This window comes from Anabaena lutea FACHB-196, from assembly GCF_014698305.1.
In the GTDB taxonomy this organism is placed as follows: domain Bacteria; phylum Cyanobacteriota; class Cyanobacteriia; order Cyanobacteriales; family Nostocaceae; genus Anabaena; species Anabaena lutea.
Map to the genome: position 1 here is coordinate 35222 of NZ_JACJST010000012.1, position 16781 is coordinate 52002.

The following is a 16781-nucleotide window of genomic DNA, read 5'->3' on the forward strand; positions in this document are numbered from 1 at the left end:
AGATATAATCTTAGAACGGTTATACTTTTGGATGATAGGGGTAGTCCCAGAATACTTCTACCTTCATATTCATAAATTTATCCCGAAACTGTCTGATAACATCTTCACAACTTGGACAAGGATGTAATTCTGTATAAAGATAGATATACCCTTCTATTTGCAGATTGTAGTTCATTTCGAGAATCTTCGCAATTTCTGAGAATAGTTTATATTCAGAACAAGTATCCATAATACGTCCACTGTAAGAGTCTGGCCCTGGTTGAAATTGTCCTCCTTCTGATTTTGCTGTAGGTTTAGGAATTGGACTTTTATAGTGAGATGTTGCTTCTTGATGAAAAATTACATCTTCTATATGTATTTCAGCCACTGCAACATTGTTTTTAACTTTAGGAAATGGTTGCGTAAGAATGGGCTTATTGGGGAGCAAAATCTCCCTAATTTTAGCAGCAGATTCTCGTAACCTTTTCTTGATTGGATTTTCGTCTCCATTATTATCTTGCGTATTTGTCATGTAATTATATGAACATCAGGATGGAATTTTAGTTCCCTGATAGCATGAATGATAAAACAGCAACCCAGTATCCACAATACCAGTATTACCTTCACAATAGAAATATACAAAATACAAACAAAACAGGTATTGAAAAATGATACGTTTAAAACTCTGGCAATGGATAATCCTCATCTCACCAATTGCGATAATTGTCTCCTTCCTACTCATCTCCGCAGGAATGCAAATTCACACCTGGGGATTAAGTTGGATTTGGGCATTATTCACTCTTGTATTTGTCGGTTGGCGGTGGTTGCTGGTACACTGGACTAAACCAGCTGTAAATCAAATCGAAGCTGTCTTTGCAGAAGTGCAGGAAGAATTGGAATCTAGCAACGACAATAATATAAATGTGTCAACAGGAATAGATACAGCTACTCAAGTAGAAGCAGAATTACAAAAAGTTCTTACCGCAGCACAAAATGATTCCCCTATTTGGGAAGACTGGCAAACATTTTGGACGAGATGTCAAGATTTAGTAGTAGCAATTTCCCATATCTATAATCCAGAAGTAAAATATCCCTTACTCAACATCTACATTCCCCAAGTTTATGGTTTAATTCGTGGAACTGTAGACGATATGGATCAATGGATGCAAAAATTATCACCAGTCCTTAATCAAGTTACCGTTGGACAAGCTTATCAAACATACCAAGTTTACCGTAAATTAGAGCCATCCGCTCGTAAATTCTGGCAAGCTTGGAATTGGGCGCAATGGGTATTAAATCCTGTTGCAGCAGTAGCAAAAAAAGCCAGTGCAGGTGTTAGCAATCGTGCTTCTCAAGAACTACTGATAAATTTGAGCCAACTTTTACGAGAAGCGGCCTTGCGGAATTTGTGCAAACAAGCGATCGCACTCTACGCAGGTACTAAAATTGAATTACCTACCCCCACCCTATCCCAAGGTAAAACTCAAACCCTACGTGACATTATCACCCAAGCTGAACCTCCAGAAACAGTTGAGCAAAAACCCCTTAATATTCTTATTATCGGACGCACAGGTGCAGGTAAAAGTAGTTTAATTAATACTATTTTTCAAAATGAACTTGCAGCAGTTGATGTGTTACCGAGTACAGATAAAATTCAGAATTATCATTGGGAAACGGAAAGCGGAGAAACTCTCAATCTTTGGGATACTCCCGGTTATGAACAAGTAAAACGTGAGGATTTGCGGGATTTAGTCATTGATTATGCCAAAAATGCTGATTTGTTGTTATTAGTTACTCCCGCACTTGATCCCGCGTTGCAGATGGATGTAGACTTCTTGCAAGATATCAAATCCGAAATCGCAGATTTACCCATCATTACCATTGTTACTCAAGTAGATCGTTTGCGTCCTCTTCGTGAATGGGAACCTCCTTATAATTGGGAAATGGGAAATAAACCCAAAGAAATTTCTATTCGAGAAGCGACAGAATATCGAAAACAACTTTTAGCAAATTCCTGTAATTTAGTATTACCAATTGTCACCAGTGATATCAAAACTGGTCGTCATGCTTGGGGTGTAGAAGTGTTATCTTGGGGATTAGTAGAAGCCATATCTCCTGCAAAACAATTACGTCTTACCCGTTTTTTGCGTAATTTGGAAATCCGCACGGTTGCAGCAGCTAAAATTATCGATCATTATACCTTTCAAATGGCAACCACTCAAGGACTTACGACACTTCTTAAAAGTCCTGTTTTGCAATTTATTTCTACTTTATCAACCGGTTCTCCTACTCTTGCTTATCTTCTTGCTGAAAAAATTCCCGTCGAACAATTACCTATAGTCATTGGTAAATTACAAATGGCTTATGAACTTTTCCCCCTTTTCAATCCTGATAATTCCCAATCGCGCAATTTCGATTTACTCTCTCTTTGGCCTTTGTTATTAGAAAATTCTACCACTCCAGACCGTAACGCCGAAGCATTTGGTCATGCTTTAATAGAATATTGGACTCAGAATTTGACAATTGAACAATTGCGAGAACGATTTGATTATTATCTTCAATAATAACTGCACTTTCTCTAAGAGATAAGGTTGGCTATTTATGTGCTAATTAGCTGATAATGCTTATATTCACATCTTGCACCTTCTCAATAAGGATGCGGTGGGCATTGCCCACCCTACGAAATCATAAGGGTTATAGACTTTTATTTTCGCGGGAAAGATGATGGTGCAATAAATATATGAGCCTACCAATTTACAGCGAAAAACTACCCTCATCTGTATTTAGAGAGAGCAGTTGTTTAGAAATATCCAAACTAATTATTTAGCAATCTTCATTTTCTAAGCTTGCTACTGTCACCGCATTAAGAGCAAAAGCTAAAACTAACGGCATGGGACACTTGTAGATAAATGTATAAATAACAGCTACAATGGTGATAACTACAGCCGTGATTGACCAAAACAGTTCCTGATTGGTTAATCCATTCTCTTCTTTAATCACTCTCAAAACATGAACCGGAATTGGTTCTGGCATTACTCCTCCTGGAGGAAACGCCCAGTAGTTACCACGTCGCTCGACAAATAAATCTGTCCAGCCGTTTTCCATGCACCATGCTTCAATCCATTTAATAGAGTAATGATTCATCATCGGGATACAATTCCAATTGTGCAATTTGTGTAGTTAGTGAATATAAATCGATAGAAGATTCATGACCAGCTAATTGATAGCTATAAGATTAACGCTAATTCCATATTTGTTAACTTTAGTTAAGCAGTTAAGACATAAGTTTAAAACATATAAAACATATAAATTATGCTCAAATGCTGCTTCCCTTAATTAAAAGACTAACAGGCTATAGCCGCTATTTCTAGCAAAAGATAATAAACTTTACTTGAATTTGGCTATGTAAATTAATGTAAAGAAGCTAGTGAGTCATTGATAAAATCTTAAGTAATTATAAAATTATCCAATATTCAACTTAAACATCAACTTTAAAAGTTGAGAAATATAAAACTTTCGGTAATTACTGATTGACTCATTTGAATTAATTTCGGCTTGAATTCAGATAGTTTTATATCCAGAATGCTCATTGCTAAAAGCTTTGGGTAGCATTATTAGTGTTTCAAGTACTGCTAGAATGAAATATTTAGCATCATCATAACATCAGTCTAAAGTAAGAAGTTAGTAAATATTTTATAGATTAACCCAGGTATTTATGACAAAGTTTTAATCAAAAGCAACCAGCTACTCACGGAAGATTACAGCAATGCAGGAGGTACAAAATTTAAGAATAAAGCTATATCAAAAGAGGGTTTCAACCCAGTTCCCTATTCCCTGTTCTCTGCTGTAACAGAATAGGGTATGCTGAAAATGCATAAAACACTAAATTAGCTATTAAATATGTATTGGCGACAAGGATTAGCATTACTGTTGGGAGTTATGATCTGGTGTGTGACATCTCCAGCACTAGCAGACTGGAGTCACCCCCTATCATTTAGCAATGCAGAGTTGGGAAGACACGATTTTTCGGGACAAAGCTTGCAAGCTGCGGAGTTTTCTAACGCTAACCTAGAGATGACTAATTTTACAGGTGCTGACTTGCGGGGAGCAGTTTTGAGTGCTTCTGTCATGACAAAAGCAAATTTACATGGAGCCGATTTAACTAATGCAATGGTTAATGAAGTAAAATTGAATGGCGCTGATCTCAGTGATGCCGTTTTGTTAGAAGCTCTTTTACTCCGTTCTATCTTTACTGATGTCAACATCACAGGTGCAGATTTTACGGATGCTATTTTAGATAGATCGCAAATTAAAGAGCTATGTGCAAAAGCCAGTGGTATAAATTCCCAAACTGGTGTAGAAACTCGTGAGTCGTTAGGATGTCGATAAAACTTGGTATAATTGGTGGTGGACAACTTGCCTGGATGATGGGAGATGCAGCCCAGAAGCTAGGAGTAAAATTAATAGTACAAACTCCTAATCAAGATGATCCTGCTGTATCTATTGCTCAAAAAACGGTTTTTGCAGCAGTTGATGATGCCGCAGCTACGGAAATTTTAGCTTCACAATGCGATGTGATCACCTTTGAGAATGAGTTTGTGAATTTAGATGCTTTGTCTTTGTTAGAAAAGCAAGGTGTTTGTTTTCGTCCCAGATTAGCAGCTTTATCGCCGTTATTAGATAAATATCATCAACGTTGCTATTTACAGGATTTAGGATTACCGGTTCCTGAGTTTTTCGCTGTAGAAAAATCAGAAGATATTCACACTAAAATAGGATATTTAGGTTTTCCCATCGTTGTCAAAGCCAGACGACATGGTTATGATGGACAAGGGACTTTTATTATTCATGATTTAGCTACTTTGTTAACAGTAGTAAATCAAAATAGGACACAGTTTTTAGTCGAAGCATTTGTCCCTTTTGCAAGAGAACTAGCGATAATTGCAGCACGTTCTGTGAATGGGGAAATTGTCACCTATCCAGTTGTGGAAACCCAACAAGAACAACAGGTATGTCGGAGAGTAATTGCCCCAGCAGATATTACACCCCAACAAGCAGCAGAAATTCAAGCGATCGCACATACACTATTAAATAGCCTCCAAGTTGTGGGAGTTTTTGGTATTGAGTTATTTATCACCACCGATGGTAAAATTTTAGTCAATGAAATTGCACCTCGCACCCATAACTCTGGGCATTTTTCCATAGATGCTTGTGAAACTTCTCAATTTGAACAACACCTGAGAGCCGTTTGTGGTTTACCTTTAGAAGATACCCAGTTAAACTGCACCAGTGCAATTATGGTAAACCTTTTGGGGTATGAAAACTCACACAGCAACTATGAAAACCAGCGCCAACAACTAGCAAAGATTCCCCGCTCTCACTTACACTGGTACGGAAAAACAGAATCTCGTCCAGGAAGGAAACTCGGACATCTTACAGTCTTGCTAGAGCAGCAAAACCAACATACAGCGCTCGATATCATACACAAAATAGAATCTATTTGGTATCCTCCAGAAAAAATTTCTTAAAAATTTTCCTATTCAACACACAAACTATTTTTGAAGGCTATAATGAGTTTGTTACACTACGACGTTGGTGACTGCCCACAAGTTTTTTGATCTATGTCTTTAAGAAACTGGGAGCCAAATAGTTCTTGTGGCAGTATACCGGGCTTGTACCCGGAAACTTTAAACGAGCAACATCCGTTCCCACCTGGTATAACCAGGTCATAAACTTAGGCAAAACGGCGTCGCGGTGAACTCAAAATTGTAACTCCCTAGTTAACAAACTTGGGAGTTTTAAATTTTCTCAGACGATCTATTTTTCTAAAAATTCAGTAATTTTCTAATATACTAGGAGTTACGCATTGACAAAAAATATCAAATATGTGTGTCCGTGAAAACCAAATTTATCGTAGGGGTAAAGCGCAGTGCTAAACCCCTACCCCACGGTTGATTTATCGGTAAAAATAGAATTAGTTTCAGCCTGAAATAAAGTATTTTGGTGAGCGCATATCATGATTGATTTGTACAGTGCGTAAGTCCTATATACTTGGTGTTAAGAAAATTAAGTTTATATAATCTGTATAAATTAACTCTTCTTGAACTAACATCTAGAGTTATAATAGCGTAATTGCGTAAAATTGTGGTTAAAACTACAAAAAATTGACAAAATACTTAACTAAAACAGTGTTCCCAGCCTCGGTTTTTCACCTAGACAACGGTTTAACATTTATTCATCAGGAGATTTCCACTACCCCTGTGGTGGCAGCTGATGTTTGGGTTCGTGCTGGAGCTACTTTGGAACCAGATCCTTGGTTCGGAATGGCGCACTTTTTAGAACACATGATTTTTAAAGGTACAGCAAACCTAGCCCCTGGGGAATTCGATTATAACATTGAAAAAATGGGTGGTGTCAGTAATGCAGCTACGAGTCATGATTATACACATTACTCTCTCACCACAGCTGCCCCTTACCTAGCAGATACCTTACCCAATTTAGGGGAACTTTTGCTCAATGCCGCAATTGCTGATGATGAATTTATCCGCGAACGAGATGTAGTGCTAGAGGAAATTCGCGCTGCTGCTGATGATCCTGATTCGATAGGATTTGAATCGCTGCTTAAAAACGTCTATCAAAACCACGCTTATGGACGTTCTGTGTTGGGTACTGAGCAAGAACTGATGCAGCATTCACCAGAAGCAATGCGCTGTTTTCATCGCTCTCACTACCAACCCGAAAATATGACAGTGGTAATTGTGGGAGGAATTGCTCAAGAACCGGCTTGGGAAATTGTCAATCAATCATTTGCAAATTTTAGCGATCGCTCTAATTGCCCCCCATCTGAGAAAATAGTAGCACCAGTAACTACAGGAATTCGCCGTCAAGAACTGATTTTACCAAGGCTAGAGCAAGCTAGGTTGATGATGGCATGGATAGTACCAGGAGTAGAACAACTCCGAGAAGCCCACGGTTTAGATTTCCTGACCGTCTTATTAGCAGAAGGAAGAACTTCGCGTTTAATCCATGATTTACGGGAAGAAAAGCAACTTGTACAGGCAATTTGTAGTAGCTTTTCCTTGCAGCGCGAATCGAGTTTATTGACAATTACCGCTTGGTTAGAACCAGAATATCTAGAACGAGTCGAATCTTTAATTTGCCATCATTTGCATAATTTACAAACTACAGCTATTAGTGAACCTGAGCTTAATCGTATTCGGAGAACACTCTGTAATGAGTATGCTTTTTCAACGGAAACACCAAATCAGCTTTCCAGTCTCTATGGCTACTACAATACCATCGCTCAAGCGGAATTAGCTGTTACCTATCCCCAGCAAATTCAATCCTTTGATGCTCAAGAACTGCAAAAATTAGCGCAGCAGTATATTTGTCCACAAAATTATACAGCTACAATTCTTAAACCCTATTAGTCATTAGAGGATGTTTGAAAAGTCTTTAGTTATGTATCAAAAACTTTTAGATCCCCCTAAATCCCCCTTTTTAAGGGGGACTTTAATTCAAGTTCCCCCCTTGTAAAGGGGGGTTAGGGGGGATCAATAAGTGCTTAAAGTCACAGCCAGAAACTTTTAAAACAACCTCTTAGTCCAAAATTAGTACCAATGACCAATAAGTAATTACCAATAACTTATAACTAAATAATGCAAACTATAGATAATTCTAATTCCCCTATTCATCGCACCATATTAGCCAACGGCATTGTTGTCTTAGTGGCAGAAAATCAAGCTGCGGATATTATTGCGGGAAGGATTTTTGTGCGTGCTGGTAGTTGTTATGAAAACCGCGAGCAAGCTGGGTTAGCACATTTGCTATCAGCAGTGATGACAAAAGGTTGTGATGGTTTATCTAGCTTAGAAATTGCCGAAAAAGTCGAGTCTGTAGGAGCAAGTTTAAGCACAGACGCTGGAACTGATTATTTTCTGCTGTCTTTAAAAACAGTAACTGCCGATTTTGCAGAAATTTTAACATTATCGGGGCGGTTATTGCGATCGCCTACATTCCCTGAAACCCAAGTAGAACTAGAAAAGCGATTAGCAATACAAGATATTCGCTCCCAAAAAGAGCAACCCTTTAGCGTTGCTTTTGAGCAAATGCGACAAGCAATGTACCAAGAACATCCATACTCGATGTCCGTTTTAGGTACTGAAAAAACTGTTAGCACCATCACTCGTGCAGACTTAATACAGTTTCATCAAACTCATTTTCGTCCAGATAACGTGGTAATTAGTATTGCTGGACGCATTACACCCTCAGCCGCACTAGACTTAGTTGCAGAAGTTTTTGGTGACTGGGTTTCTCCAGCTGAACCACGTCACATACTGGATTTACCCGCAATTCCTGTTCAACCACAATTATGTCTTAAACCCTTAAATACACAGCAATCAATCGTCATGCTGGGTTATATGGGCCCATCGGTGAGCGCTCCAGGATACGCGGCACTCAAATTGCTATCTACCTACCTGGGAAATGGTCTTTCTAGCCGCTTGTTTGTGGAATTACGAGAAAAAAAAGGTTTGGCTTACGAAGTATCTGCCATTTACTCCACACGCCTCTTTCCCGCCTCATTTGTGGTTTATATGGGTACAGCCCCAGAAAATACTAGTATCGCTCTCCAAGGACTACGCCAAGAAGTAGAACGACTATGTACTACTGAACTATCGGCAGAGGAACTACAAACAGCTAAAAATAAAATCCTGGGTCAGTATGCCTTGGGTAAACAAACTAACGGGCAAATTGCTCAAATCTATGGCTGGTACGAAATTTTAGGTTTAGGAATTGAATTTGACCAAGAATTCACCGAACTGATTAATAAAGTCACTGCTAAATTAGCTATGACAGCCGCTAATCGGTATTTACAGGAACCATATTTGTCTTTAGTTGGTCAAGAAGGAGCAATTCAATCAGTTAATATTTAACAGTTTGACTTCCACAAAGAAGCAAAATCCGCGATCGCATCGCCCGCCTTCGGCATCTCACCAAGGTAAGATAGGTATGAGAAAATTTCCACCCAATTTTATGTTGTATTACTTACTTTTATTCATTGCCATACCTGTGCTAATTAGCTCCTCTGCGATGGTATCAACGGCAGCACCAGCCAAAATCGCTCAAGTCAACGCAGTCGGCAACATCAACCGCCCTACCCTGAAAATTGGTAGCCAAGGTGAACGTGTCTCTGAACTTCAAGCAGCCCTCAAACTGTTAGGCTTTTACACAGGTACAGTTGATGGCATTTATCAACAAGGTACAGCCATTGCTGTTTCTCAATTTAAACAAGCAGCTGGCTTAAATCCAGATGGTGTTGTAGATCCCATCACTTGGCAAAAACTTTTTCCTAATGAATCGCCAGTTGCTGCTACTATCTCTTCCTCTCCTCCACGACCTATCTCAGCCAATACTTTAACCGTTCCTACCCAAACCACTGGAACCACCAGAATCAACAACACACCTGCACCAAAACCCATTTCCCGGAATCAGCCTAATCCAAATTTTCAGCCCACTCCGCGAAATCAGCAAAATCCTAGTATTCAATACACCCCAGAAGGCTGGGCAATTTTGCGTTTAGGTAACCGTGGTTCAGAAGTGGTAAAGTTACAAAAACTACTACAAAATCTGGGCTTTTTGAAAGGTAGTATGGATGGAGACTTCGGTATCACCACTGAAGCCGCCGTCAAAGCTGCTCAAATCCGCTATGGGTTACAACCAGATGGAATAGTTGGTGGTGCTACTTGGCAGGCTTTCTTACGGCGCTTACCTCAACAACGTTAGGCTGATACAAAAATATTGTTAATTGATATGAAACACTTTTTATTAACTTGGCTTGGTACTGCGATCGCGTTATTAATTACAGCTAAAATCGTTCCTGGATTCATTATCAAAACTTTTGTAGCTGCTTTAATTGCTGCCATTGTCATTGGTTTGGTAAATGCCATTATTCGCCCAGTTTTGAGTTTGTTAACATTTCCTATCACCTTAATTACCTTTGGGTTATTTACATTTGTCATCAACGCTTTAACTCTTTGGCTGGCCAGTGCCTTAACTCCAGGTTCTGATTTTATAATTCAGGGTTTTGTCCCGGCTTTTTTTGGTTCAATTGTGCTGGCAATTGTTTCTAGCATTATTAACTATTTTCTACGAGTCGTTGATTGAAGGAAGCAGTATAACTCAGAAGTCTGCCGGATTTTGTTGTATTAAGGAATGTGAATTAAATGAAGTACAACTCTGGATTTATCTAATCTAATGTTGGGTTATGCTGTCGCTTTACCCAACCTACAAAGAATTGTAAGTTATACTCGAAATGGTTGGAAACTTTACTTTTAAACGCAGAGGTTCGCTGAGGTAAACGCAAAGTGACGCAGAGTTTTTATTGAGGTTTTCGCTTTGAATTTTGTTATCCTCGTAAAGTCGAGATATTAACCGTTTTTAGTATAGTAAATCCACGTTCTTAAATGACAGTTTGGGCAATAGCTATTGTCACCGTTCCTACTTCCCCAGGTAAGCGAAAAATTTGTTTAGGAACTAATAACCTCACACCTACAGAAGTAATTTCACTAGCGGCTAGAATTGCAGATGCCTCTGCAACACTTGGCGTTCCCATTCTTTCTGACACAATTTTAGCAGGGTGAGGAACACACTGGACTTTGGACAGATTCTCTGCTGTGAAGGTTTTTAGAGACAAATTATATACCTGACAGAAGTCCTTTAAACCCTCTTCATCAACTTTAGATTCAATTGTAGCAATACCGGAAATCTGACATCGGCTAAGTTGATTTTCTCGAAAAATTTTCTCAATTGCAGTGTTAATTAACAGTGATGAAATCCCTTTTTGACAACCAATACCCACCCATAAAACTCGTAGAGATAATAAATCTATTTGCATAATTTACTCATTCAATGGTATTTAATTAAATTTAATCTTTTCTATATAATCTCGCAAACAGCCTACAAATAGGCGTAAAATCACACCAAAGTATTATTGATTTTTGATAAATGTGAATTTTGATACATCAAAAATGATAAGTTTAATACTTTCACTAAAAATAAAAACCGATATATTCAGTACATCTAGCACAGTAGGAAACATCGAGGGAGAAACAAAGCAAAGGTAAAAGGTAAATTACGTCTTCATGTTTACTTTTTTTCTACCCTTGTAGCGTAAGCATTTCATCTTGATGTTTCACTTTCTTCTTTCTCCGCCGTAACAAACTCTCAACAGTTACGGCGGAGTTTTGCTGTCTGAGTTTCACCCAGCAGTTTTGTAGCAGGGAACAGGCTAGAAAGTCTTACCTCATTTAAACTGATCAAAAAAATCGACCCGTCCCCGTGTCCCTCTATCTCCGCGCGGTTCCCTAATTATAAGTATTGAACCGAACAGAATATTACTCTTGCGCCCCAGCTAGTCTTAAAATCCGCGCAATTCCCCGATAGTTATTAAATTCGGCAATCATTAAAGCTGTATAACCACCTTTATTTCTTAAATTCACATCCGCCCCAGAGGTAAGTAACATCTGCACAGCTTGACTATAACCTTCTGCGGCAGCCCACATTAAAGCTGTTGCCCCAGATGAGTCTTGAAAATTTACATCTGCGCCTTTCGCTAACAATAGTTTGAAGACTTCTGGATGGTTGCTGGCTATGGCTTTGACTAAAGCAGTTTTACCGTCATCTGCCACGGCATTGATATTAGCACTATAATCAATTAGTACTTTAACTGTTTGGGCGTGTCCTTGAGATACTGCCAATGTGAGAGCAACTTCACCAAAGTTTTTTTTATCCATATCTGCCCCAGAATGCAACAAAGCTGCAACTATTTCGCTATGTCCCTGGAATGCTGCTACCAGTAGCGGTGTATCACCCAGATGATTTCTAATTTGGACATCTGCACCCCGTTGGAGTAATACTTGCACTACATCAAGGTAGCCTTCGACAACGGCACAATGCAGGGCTGTTTCACCTTCTTTATCTTGATGATTAATTTTTGCACCTCCATCTAACAAAGCTGCAACAATATCACTGTTTCCTATGGCAGCAGCAGCTAACAATGCAGTACCACCATCGTGGTTTTTTAAATTAGCATCAGCCCCATTTAACAATAGTGTTTGCACGATTTCTAAATTTCCCAAGTCTACCGCTGTCATTAACGGTGTCTCACCTTCTGCATCTGAGATATTGACAATAGGACTAGTTTGTGATATGGCTTTGACAATTTCTGTCCAGTTGTGCTTGATTGCTAGTTTTAAAGCAGTATCATTATCTTTATCGGTAATATTTACCTCAGCACCCGCAGCTAATAAGCTTTGCACCACATGGAGATGACCTTTCACTGCTGCTGCCATTAAGGCGGTGCTACCATCTTCATTAATAGCATTTACATCCGCACCTCTGGATATTAACAGCTGAACAATATCAAGTTGATTGCTACTAGCTGCCAACATTAACGCCGTCAACCCATAAGTTTTTCTGGGTAAGTTGAGATTAGCGCCAAAATCTAAGAGCGATCGCACTATTTCTGTATAACCTAAATTCGCTGCGAACATTAACGCCGTTGTCCCACTGCGATCGCACATATCCACCTCAACACCACTAGCCAGTAACTCACACAGACTCTTGATATCGCCACTTTTGGCAGCTTTTAGTAGGAAGTTATCTTTGTTTTCAGTCATAAAGAAAATCTCGCTTAAACGTATATTATTTAATTTATAGCCGTGGACAAGGTGGTTAGGACATCAATTGATAATAAAACTCCCACTACAAGAGGGTTTTACTTCTGACTCCTGACTCCTGACTCCTGACTCCTGACTCCTGCGATAGCGTCACTATTTAGTCTGAGATTGTTTAAGTACTTTGGCAAGAGGGAAATGGGAAGAGAAGATATTCTGTTTGATAAAAGTACTGAGTTCTCAGCTTTAAACTAAGGTATGCTAATTTTTATGAAGATTTAATAATCGGAAGAGAACACTATGAGCCTCGAACTTTCTCCAGCGGTGAAATATGGTTTGAATTTCTTTCACCCAGTCATTATGTGGATACTACTAGCGCTGTCATTGTATGCTGCCTATTTAGGTCTGCAAGTACAGCGTACCAGAAATGCTAAGGGCGAAGAAAAGAAACAACTCATTCAAGGCAAATATACAATCAAGCACCACCAAATCGGCTCTATTCTTTTAGCTTTGATGGTAGCAGGTTCAATTGGTGGCATGGCTGTCACCTATATCAATAATGGAAAATTGTTTTTTGGTCCGCACTTGTTAGCCGGTCTGAGTATGACAGGTTTGATAGCATTTTCTGCGTCCCTCTCCCCCTTTATGCAAAAAGGAGCAAATTGGGCGCGTGTCACTCATATTTTGCTTAATTTTGGTATTTTAGGGCTTTTTATTTGGCAGGCTATATCTGGCGTAGAAATTGTTCAAAAAATTCTCACTCAAGCATAGTCAGGTGTCAGTGGTCAGTTGGATTGTGCTACTGACCATCGACAAATAAATCTAAGTAGTTGGAGAAAATTAAAATAATTCGTAATTCGTAATAGTGCCTACGGTCCCGCTAGGGATACGTAATTAAGTTTTGTGACGAGGATTTAGACCCCGACCCAAAACTTGCCGGTTATTGAATTTAACCGGGGGATTTAAACTCACGGTACTCGGTTAAATTAATTAAGTAGGTCTTCACTTGTTATGAGACTTAACAGAAAAAGCAATATTCTGAGACTGATGAAAATCTTCCTGGACTTTGCGGGTTAAACGACGGGAGACTTGACGGACAATTTGATGAAGTAAGCGATCGCCTGTAGACTGAATTAAAGAATGGGGTAAACGCTGAATAAATCTGGGAAAATGAAGCTCAACCATCAAATCTAATTGCCATTCTACCCTTGTCATCTCAGCTGCACTTTCTACCAATTGCAGCGATGCATTATAGTCTACATCATAACCAGGAGCTTGGTAGTCAGGAATAGGAATAGTCCGGATGCAGTAATTACCATCTTCTGGATCTAACAATTCCAAACCGATTTTCGGCTCTACTTCATAACCAAAAGCGCCAAACCGACCAATTACCAAAGCATAGCCATTTTCTCCCAAAGGTTGCACTTTCATCGGTTCAGCGCAGCGTACGAACCATGAGGAGTGAGAATCAAGATACTCAGCAACCTTCCACACAGGAGCATACATTTCCATACAATCTTGATAACGGCTGCGAAATGTGCTTATACCTATATTGTCTTTTTTAAATGCAGTTTCGTCGATTGTAACGCTGGATTCCACAGATAAAACTGATTCATTTATTTCTACGGATGGATAATCCCAGTTGTTCGCTACCATAAATGTGTTTTTTGTATAGATTGAAGTTTGTCTATATTAATGATTCCCAGTTCGGGAGAGTTTTTTCACAAAAAAATGTAAATTTCACAAAAACCTCAAGAATCTGTCATCAACTCCATAGAATCACTACAATAAAGAACTGAACAAGCACATATTAGTTTCCCAAGATAGCGCTAATTATGAAAGTATTTGTAGCAGGGGCAACAGGTGAAACAGGTCGTCGTATCATCCAAGAACTAATTGCGAGAAATATTCCTGTCCGTGCCTTGGTGAGAGATCAAGAAAAAGCTAAGGCTATTTTATCTCCTGATGTCGAATTAGTGGTAGGCGACGTATTACAACCAGAAAGCTTAGATGTTGGATTAGGTGATAGTACGGTAGTAATCTGCGCCACAGGTGCAAGTCCCAGTTTTGACCCTACAGCCCCTTATAAAGTAGATTTTGAAGGTACAAAAAATTTAGTAACTGCGGCTAAAGCCAAGCAGATTCAGCATTTTGTCTTGGTTTCTTCTTTGTGTGTTTCCCAGCTTTTCCATCCCTTGAACCTATTTTGGCTGATTTTAGTCTGGAAAAAGCAAGCTGAAGAATGTATTCAAAAAAGTGGACTCACCTATACAATCGTGCGACCTGGAGGGTTAAAAAATGAAGATAACTCCGATGCCATAGTCATGCAGGGTGCTGATACATTGTTTGATGGTAGCATCCCTCGGCAAAAAGTGGCTCAGGTATGTGTTGAGTCCCTATTTGAACCCGCTGCGCGGAATAAAATTGTGGAAATCGTGGCTAGAGTGGGAGAGACTAAGAAAAGTTGGAGGGAGTTATTTGAACAGGTTAAGTCTTTTTGAGTAAACGCTGAGGTACGCAGAGTTTTTATGATCCAAAATCAATGTTTGTTATGAGGAGTTAGGTTCTGAAAGGCTTTGAACTCAAAGGTGTAGAAAAACTGATTGGCCCTCTAGCGGCACTTCTCGGTTTTGTATATTTATTACAGTGGTATGTGGGTGGAGATTTACATTCGCCTTCCGAACCCCTATTTACCGGAAAGCAGCCTCCATTGGTGATGAAAGATGGTGATCCTTACATTCGTGCTTTGATGCGAACTATCTCCACAAGTGAGGCCAACAGCAACCGTCCCTATTCTCTCTTATATGGTGGTCAGCAAGTTAGTGATCTGAGTCGTCATCCTGAAATATGTGTCACCATTGTGGTGGGACCAAATACAGGTAACTGTTCTACCGCTGCTGGTAGATATCAAATCATTAATACTACCTGGTATGAAATTGCTCCCCGCTATCATCCAAATCCACCACAGCAGTTAATGTTTTGGACTAATTATAGCTTTGAAGCGGAGTATCAAGACGTAGTAGTTTACCGTTGGTTGAATGATTCACGAGTTTGGGGAACTGATATTTCTCAACTCCTGCGTCAGCAAAAGTTAAATGAAGTTTTGCGGCGACTTTCTCCCACTTGGACAAGTTTAGGATATGGGATAGAGACTAATGAAAATACTCGCTTTTTACCCCAAGTTTATCAAAAATTATTGCAAGAAGAATTAAAAGCTGCTAATCAACCAGCAACCCGAAATGTAATACCTTCCCCAATTCCTCAAAGTCCATAAAGAGTCCCAAAAAATCAATTTAGTTGAAAGTTATTTGAGTTAGTCAATCATAAAATCTCTGATATTTTTGACAAAGTCTAATGTATTTTCTAAGTGAATATTATGTCCAGCTTGATTAATTATTTTTAGCTGAGAAAATTCACACCTGTAAGACATGGCTGTATTGATATTTAAAAATTTTTCATCATTTTCGCCAACTAGTAAAAGTAATGGAAGTTTATTTTCTTTTAGTTTTTCCCACAAAGAAGGCTGATATCCACTTCCCATAAATTGCAGTGACTTTACTAGTTCTAGAGGATTATTTTCTAACCTACTTTCTAGCATTTGTGGATATTGAGGATGATGTTTGATATTAGCAAATATTGGTTGACTGTACCAATTATTGAGAAACTTTTTAAAATCTTTTTTATTAATCATTCGAGTTAATTTACTAGCTATTTGGAAATCACTTCTAATTCTGGCTAATCTTTCTGTATCTGTTGGTAAACCTGGGGAAGCAGATTCTAAGACAACTTTGATAAATCTTTCGGGGAAATGTAGACTTAAATATAACGCTAATCTTCCTCCCATTGAATAACCAACTAAGAAGCATTGGGATATTTTCAATTCATCTAATAAGTTGATTAAAGCTTGGGCAGTTTGTTCCATTTTATAATATTCATCTTCTCCCAAAACTTGAGTTTTCCCATGTCCAGGTAAGTCAAGGGTGAGATAAGAAAAATCTTCACTAAGTAATTTTATGGCTTCATCAAATTCATCAATATTACCCATAAAGCCATGTAGAAAAATAATTAGTGGTTTTTGGGAATTGTCAATTAAAGAATAATTAAATTTATATTTTTCTAAATTCATAT

General features: G+C 38.8%; 16 protein-coding genes and 1 other RNA gene. 11 read left to right on the top strand and 6 right to left on the bottom strand.

Annotated elements, in window-relative coordinates; genetic code table 11:
* Positions 1-19 precede the first annotated feature (19 nt).
* Positions 20-511, bottom strand: a complete 492-nt coding sequence (locus H6G59_RS14130) for a deaminase domain-containing protein (RefSeq protein WP_190715406.1) — start codon at positions 509-511, stop codon at positions 20-22.
* A gap of 136 nt (positions 512-647) precedes the next feature.
* Here H6G59_RS14130 and H6G59_RS14135 point away from each other — a divergent pair, with 136 nt between their 5' ends.
* Positions 648-2543, top strand: coding sequence for a GTPase family protein (locus H6G59_RS14135; protein WP_190715408.1), 1896 nt, complete (start codon positions 648-650; stop codon positions 2541-2543).
* 259 nt (positions 2544-2802) lie between these two features.
* On the opposite strand, the gene H6G59_RS14140 is transcribed toward H6G59_RS14135, so the two are convergent.
* A complete protein-coding gene (locus H6G59_RS14140) occupies positions 2803-3126 on the bottom strand; it encodes a slr1957 family protein (RefSeq protein ID WP_190715410.1) in 324 nt (107 codons plus the stop codon).
* A 753-nt stretch (positions 3127-3879) separates the two neighbouring features.
* On the opposite strand from H6G59_RS14140, the gene H6G59_RS14145 reads away from it, so the two are divergent.
* The 7 genes from H6G59_RS14145 to H6G59_RS14175 all read left to right on the top strand — a co-directional run bounded on the left by H6G59_RS14145 (position 3880) and on the right by H6G59_RS14175 (position 10143).
* Complete coding sequence (locus H6G59_RS14145) at positions 3880-4368, top strand: pentapeptide repeat-containing protein (RefSeq protein WP_190715412.1); 489 nt, start codon at positions 3880-3882, stop codon at positions 4366-4368.
* Positions 4359-5507, top strand: a complete 1149-nt coding sequence (locus H6G59_RS14150) for a 5-(carboxyamino)imidazole ribonucleotide synthase (protein WP_190715414.1) — start codon at positions 4359-4361, stop codon at positions 5505-5507. Before H6G59_RS14145 ends, H6G59_RS14150 begins: the two co-directional genes overlap by 10 nt.
* A gap of 50 nt (positions 5508-5557) precedes the next feature.
* A non-coding RNA gene (ssrS, locus tag H6G59_RS14155) (6S RNA) lies at positions 5558-5741 on the top strand.
* A gap of 426 nt (positions 5742-6167) precedes the next feature.
* Positions 6168-7409 (top strand): insulinase family protein, encoded by a 1242-nt coding sequence (locus tag H6G59_RS14160; protein ID WP_190715617.1) that lies wholly within the window; start codon positions 6168-6170, stop codon positions 7407-7409.
* A gap of 228 nt (positions 7410-7637) precedes the next feature.
* A complete protein-coding gene (locus H6G59_RS14165) occupies positions 7638-8912 on the top strand; it encodes a M16 family metallopeptidase (RefSeq protein WP_190715416.1) in 1275 nt (424 codons plus the stop codon).
* A 100-nt stretch (positions 8913-9012) separates the two neighbouring features.
* Positions 9013-9762 (top strand): peptidoglycan-binding domain-containing protein, encoded by a 750-nt coding sequence (locus H6G59_RS14170; protein ID WP_190715619.1) that lies wholly within the window; start codon positions 9013-9015, stop codon positions 9760-9762.
* A 27-nt stretch (positions 9763-9789) separates the two neighbouring features.
* Entirely contained in the window at positions 9790-10143 is a 354-nt protein-coding gene (locus tag H6G59_RS14175) for a phage holin family protein (RefSeq protein ID WP_190715417.1), read from the top strand.
* A 295-nt stretch (positions 10144-10438) separates the two neighbouring features.
* Here H6G59_RS14175 and H6G59_RS14180 read toward each other — a convergent pair whose 3' ends face one another.
* Together H6G59_RS14180 and H6G59_RS14185 are read right to left on the bottom strand one after the other, a co-directional pair.
* A complete protein-coding gene (locus H6G59_RS14180) occupies positions 10439-10873 on the bottom strand; it encodes a cobalamin biosynthesis protein (protein ID WP_190715420.1) in 435 nt (144 codons plus the stop codon).
* Between the two features lie 499 nt (positions 10874-11372).
* The gene (locus H6G59_RS14185) at positions 11373-12656 is read right to left on the bottom strand and encodes an ankyrin repeat domain-containing protein (RefSeq protein ID WP_190715422.1); all 1284 of its coding nucleotides are present in this window, start codon (positions 12654-12656) and stop codon (positions 11373-11375) included.
* Between the two features lie 297 nt (positions 12657-12953).
* Here H6G59_RS14185 and H6G59_RS14190 point away from each other — a divergent pair, with 297 nt between their 5' ends.
* A complete protein-coding gene (locus H6G59_RS14190; RefSeq protein WP_190715424.1) occupies positions 12954-13424 on the top strand; it encodes a DUF4079 domain-containing protein in 471 nt (156 codons plus the stop codon).
* A gap of 231 nt (positions 13425-13655) precedes the next feature.
* Here H6G59_RS14190 and H6G59_RS14195 read toward each other — a convergent pair whose 3' ends face one another.
* Entirely contained in the window at positions 13656-14309 is a 654-nt protein-coding gene (locus H6G59_RS14195; RefSeq protein WP_190715427.1) for a DUF1997 domain-containing protein, read from the bottom strand.
* Positions 14310-14488: 179 nt separating this feature from the next.
* Here H6G59_RS14195 and H6G59_RS14200 point away from each other — a divergent pair, with 179 nt between their 5' ends.
* Both H6G59_RS14200 and H6G59_RS14205 read left to right on the top strand, forming a co-directional pair.
* Positions 14489-15154: an SDR family oxidoreductase gene (locus H6G59_RS14200; RefSeq protein WP_190715429.1), complete on the top strand. Its 666-nt coding sequence runs from the start codon at positions 14489-14491 to the stop codon at positions 15152-15154.
* Positions 15155-15255: 101 nt separating this feature from the next.
* Positions 15256-15927 carry a glycoside hydrolase family protein gene (locus tag H6G59_RS14205; RefSeq protein ID WP_190715621.1) on the top strand — a complete coding sequence of 224 codons (672 nt, stop codon included), beginning with the start codon at positions 15256-15258 and terminating at the stop codon, positions 15925-15927.
* A gap of 39 nt (positions 15928-15966) precedes the next feature.
* On the opposite strand, the gene menH is transcribed toward H6G59_RS14205, so the two are convergent.
* Positions 15967-16779, bottom strand: a complete 813-nt coding sequence (gene menH / locus H6G59_RS14210) for a 2-succinyl-6-hydroxy-2,4-cyclohexadiene-1-carboxylate synthase (RefSeq protein ID WP_190715431.1) — start codon at positions 16777-16779, stop codon at positions 15967-15969.
* Between the last annotated feature and the right edge of the window lie 2 nt (positions 16780-16781).

Bases quoted from the DNA above. Each gene is read 5' to 3' on its own strand.
- H6G59_RS14130 (WP_190715406.1), bottom strand. From the start codon at position 511: ATGACAAATACGCAAGATAATAATGGAGACGAAAATCCAATCAAGAAA.
- H6G59_RS14135 (WP_190715408.1), top strand. From the start codon at position 648: ATGATACGTTTAAAACTCTGGCAATGGATAATCCTCATCTCACCAATT.
- H6G59_RS14140 (WP_190715410.1), bottom strand. From the start codon at position 3,126: ATGATGAATCATTACTCTATTAAATGGATTGAAGCATGGTGCATGGAA.
- H6G59_RS14145 (WP_190715412.1), top strand. From the start codon at position 3,880: ATGTATTGGCGACAAGGATTAGCATTACTGTTGGGAGTTATGATCTGG.
- H6G59_RS14150 (WP_190715414.1), top strand. From the start codon at position 4,359: ATGTCGATAAAACTTGGTATAATTGGTGGTGGACAACTTGCCTGGATG.
- H6G59_RS14165 (WP_190715416.1), top strand. From the start codon at position 7,638: ATGCAAACTATAGATAATTCTAATTCCCCTATTCATCGCACCATATTA.
- H6G59_RS14170 (WP_190715619.1), top strand. From the start codon at position 9,013: ATGTTGTATTACTTACTTTTATTCATTGCCATACCTGTGCTAATTAGC.
- H6G59_RS14175 (WP_190715417.1), top strand. From the start codon at position 9,790: ATGAAACACTTTTTATTAACTTGGCTTGGTACTGCGATCGCGTTATTA.
- H6G59_RS14180 (WP_190715420.1), bottom strand. From the start codon at position 10,873: ATGCAAATAGATTTATTATCTCTACGAGTTTTATGGGTGGGTATTGGT.
- H6G59_RS14185 (WP_190715422.1), bottom strand. From the start codon at position 12,656: ATGACTGAAAACAAAGATAACTTCCTACTAAAAGCTGCCAAAAGTGGC.
- H6G59_RS14190 (WP_190715424.1), top strand. From the start codon at position 12,954: ATGAGCCTCGAACTTTCTCCAGCGGTGAAATATGGTTTGAATTTCTTT.
- H6G59_RS14195 (WP_190715427.1), bottom strand. From the start codon at position 14,309: ATGGTAGCGAACAACTGGGATTATCCATCCGTAGAAATAAATGAATCA.
- H6G59_RS14200 (WP_190715429.1), top strand. From the start codon at position 14,489: ATGAAAGTATTTGTAGCAGGGGCAACAGGTGAAACAGGTCGTCGTATC.
- menH (WP_190715431.1), bottom strand. From the start codon at position 16,779: ATGAATTTAGAAAAATATAAATTTAATTATTCTTTAATTGACAATTCC.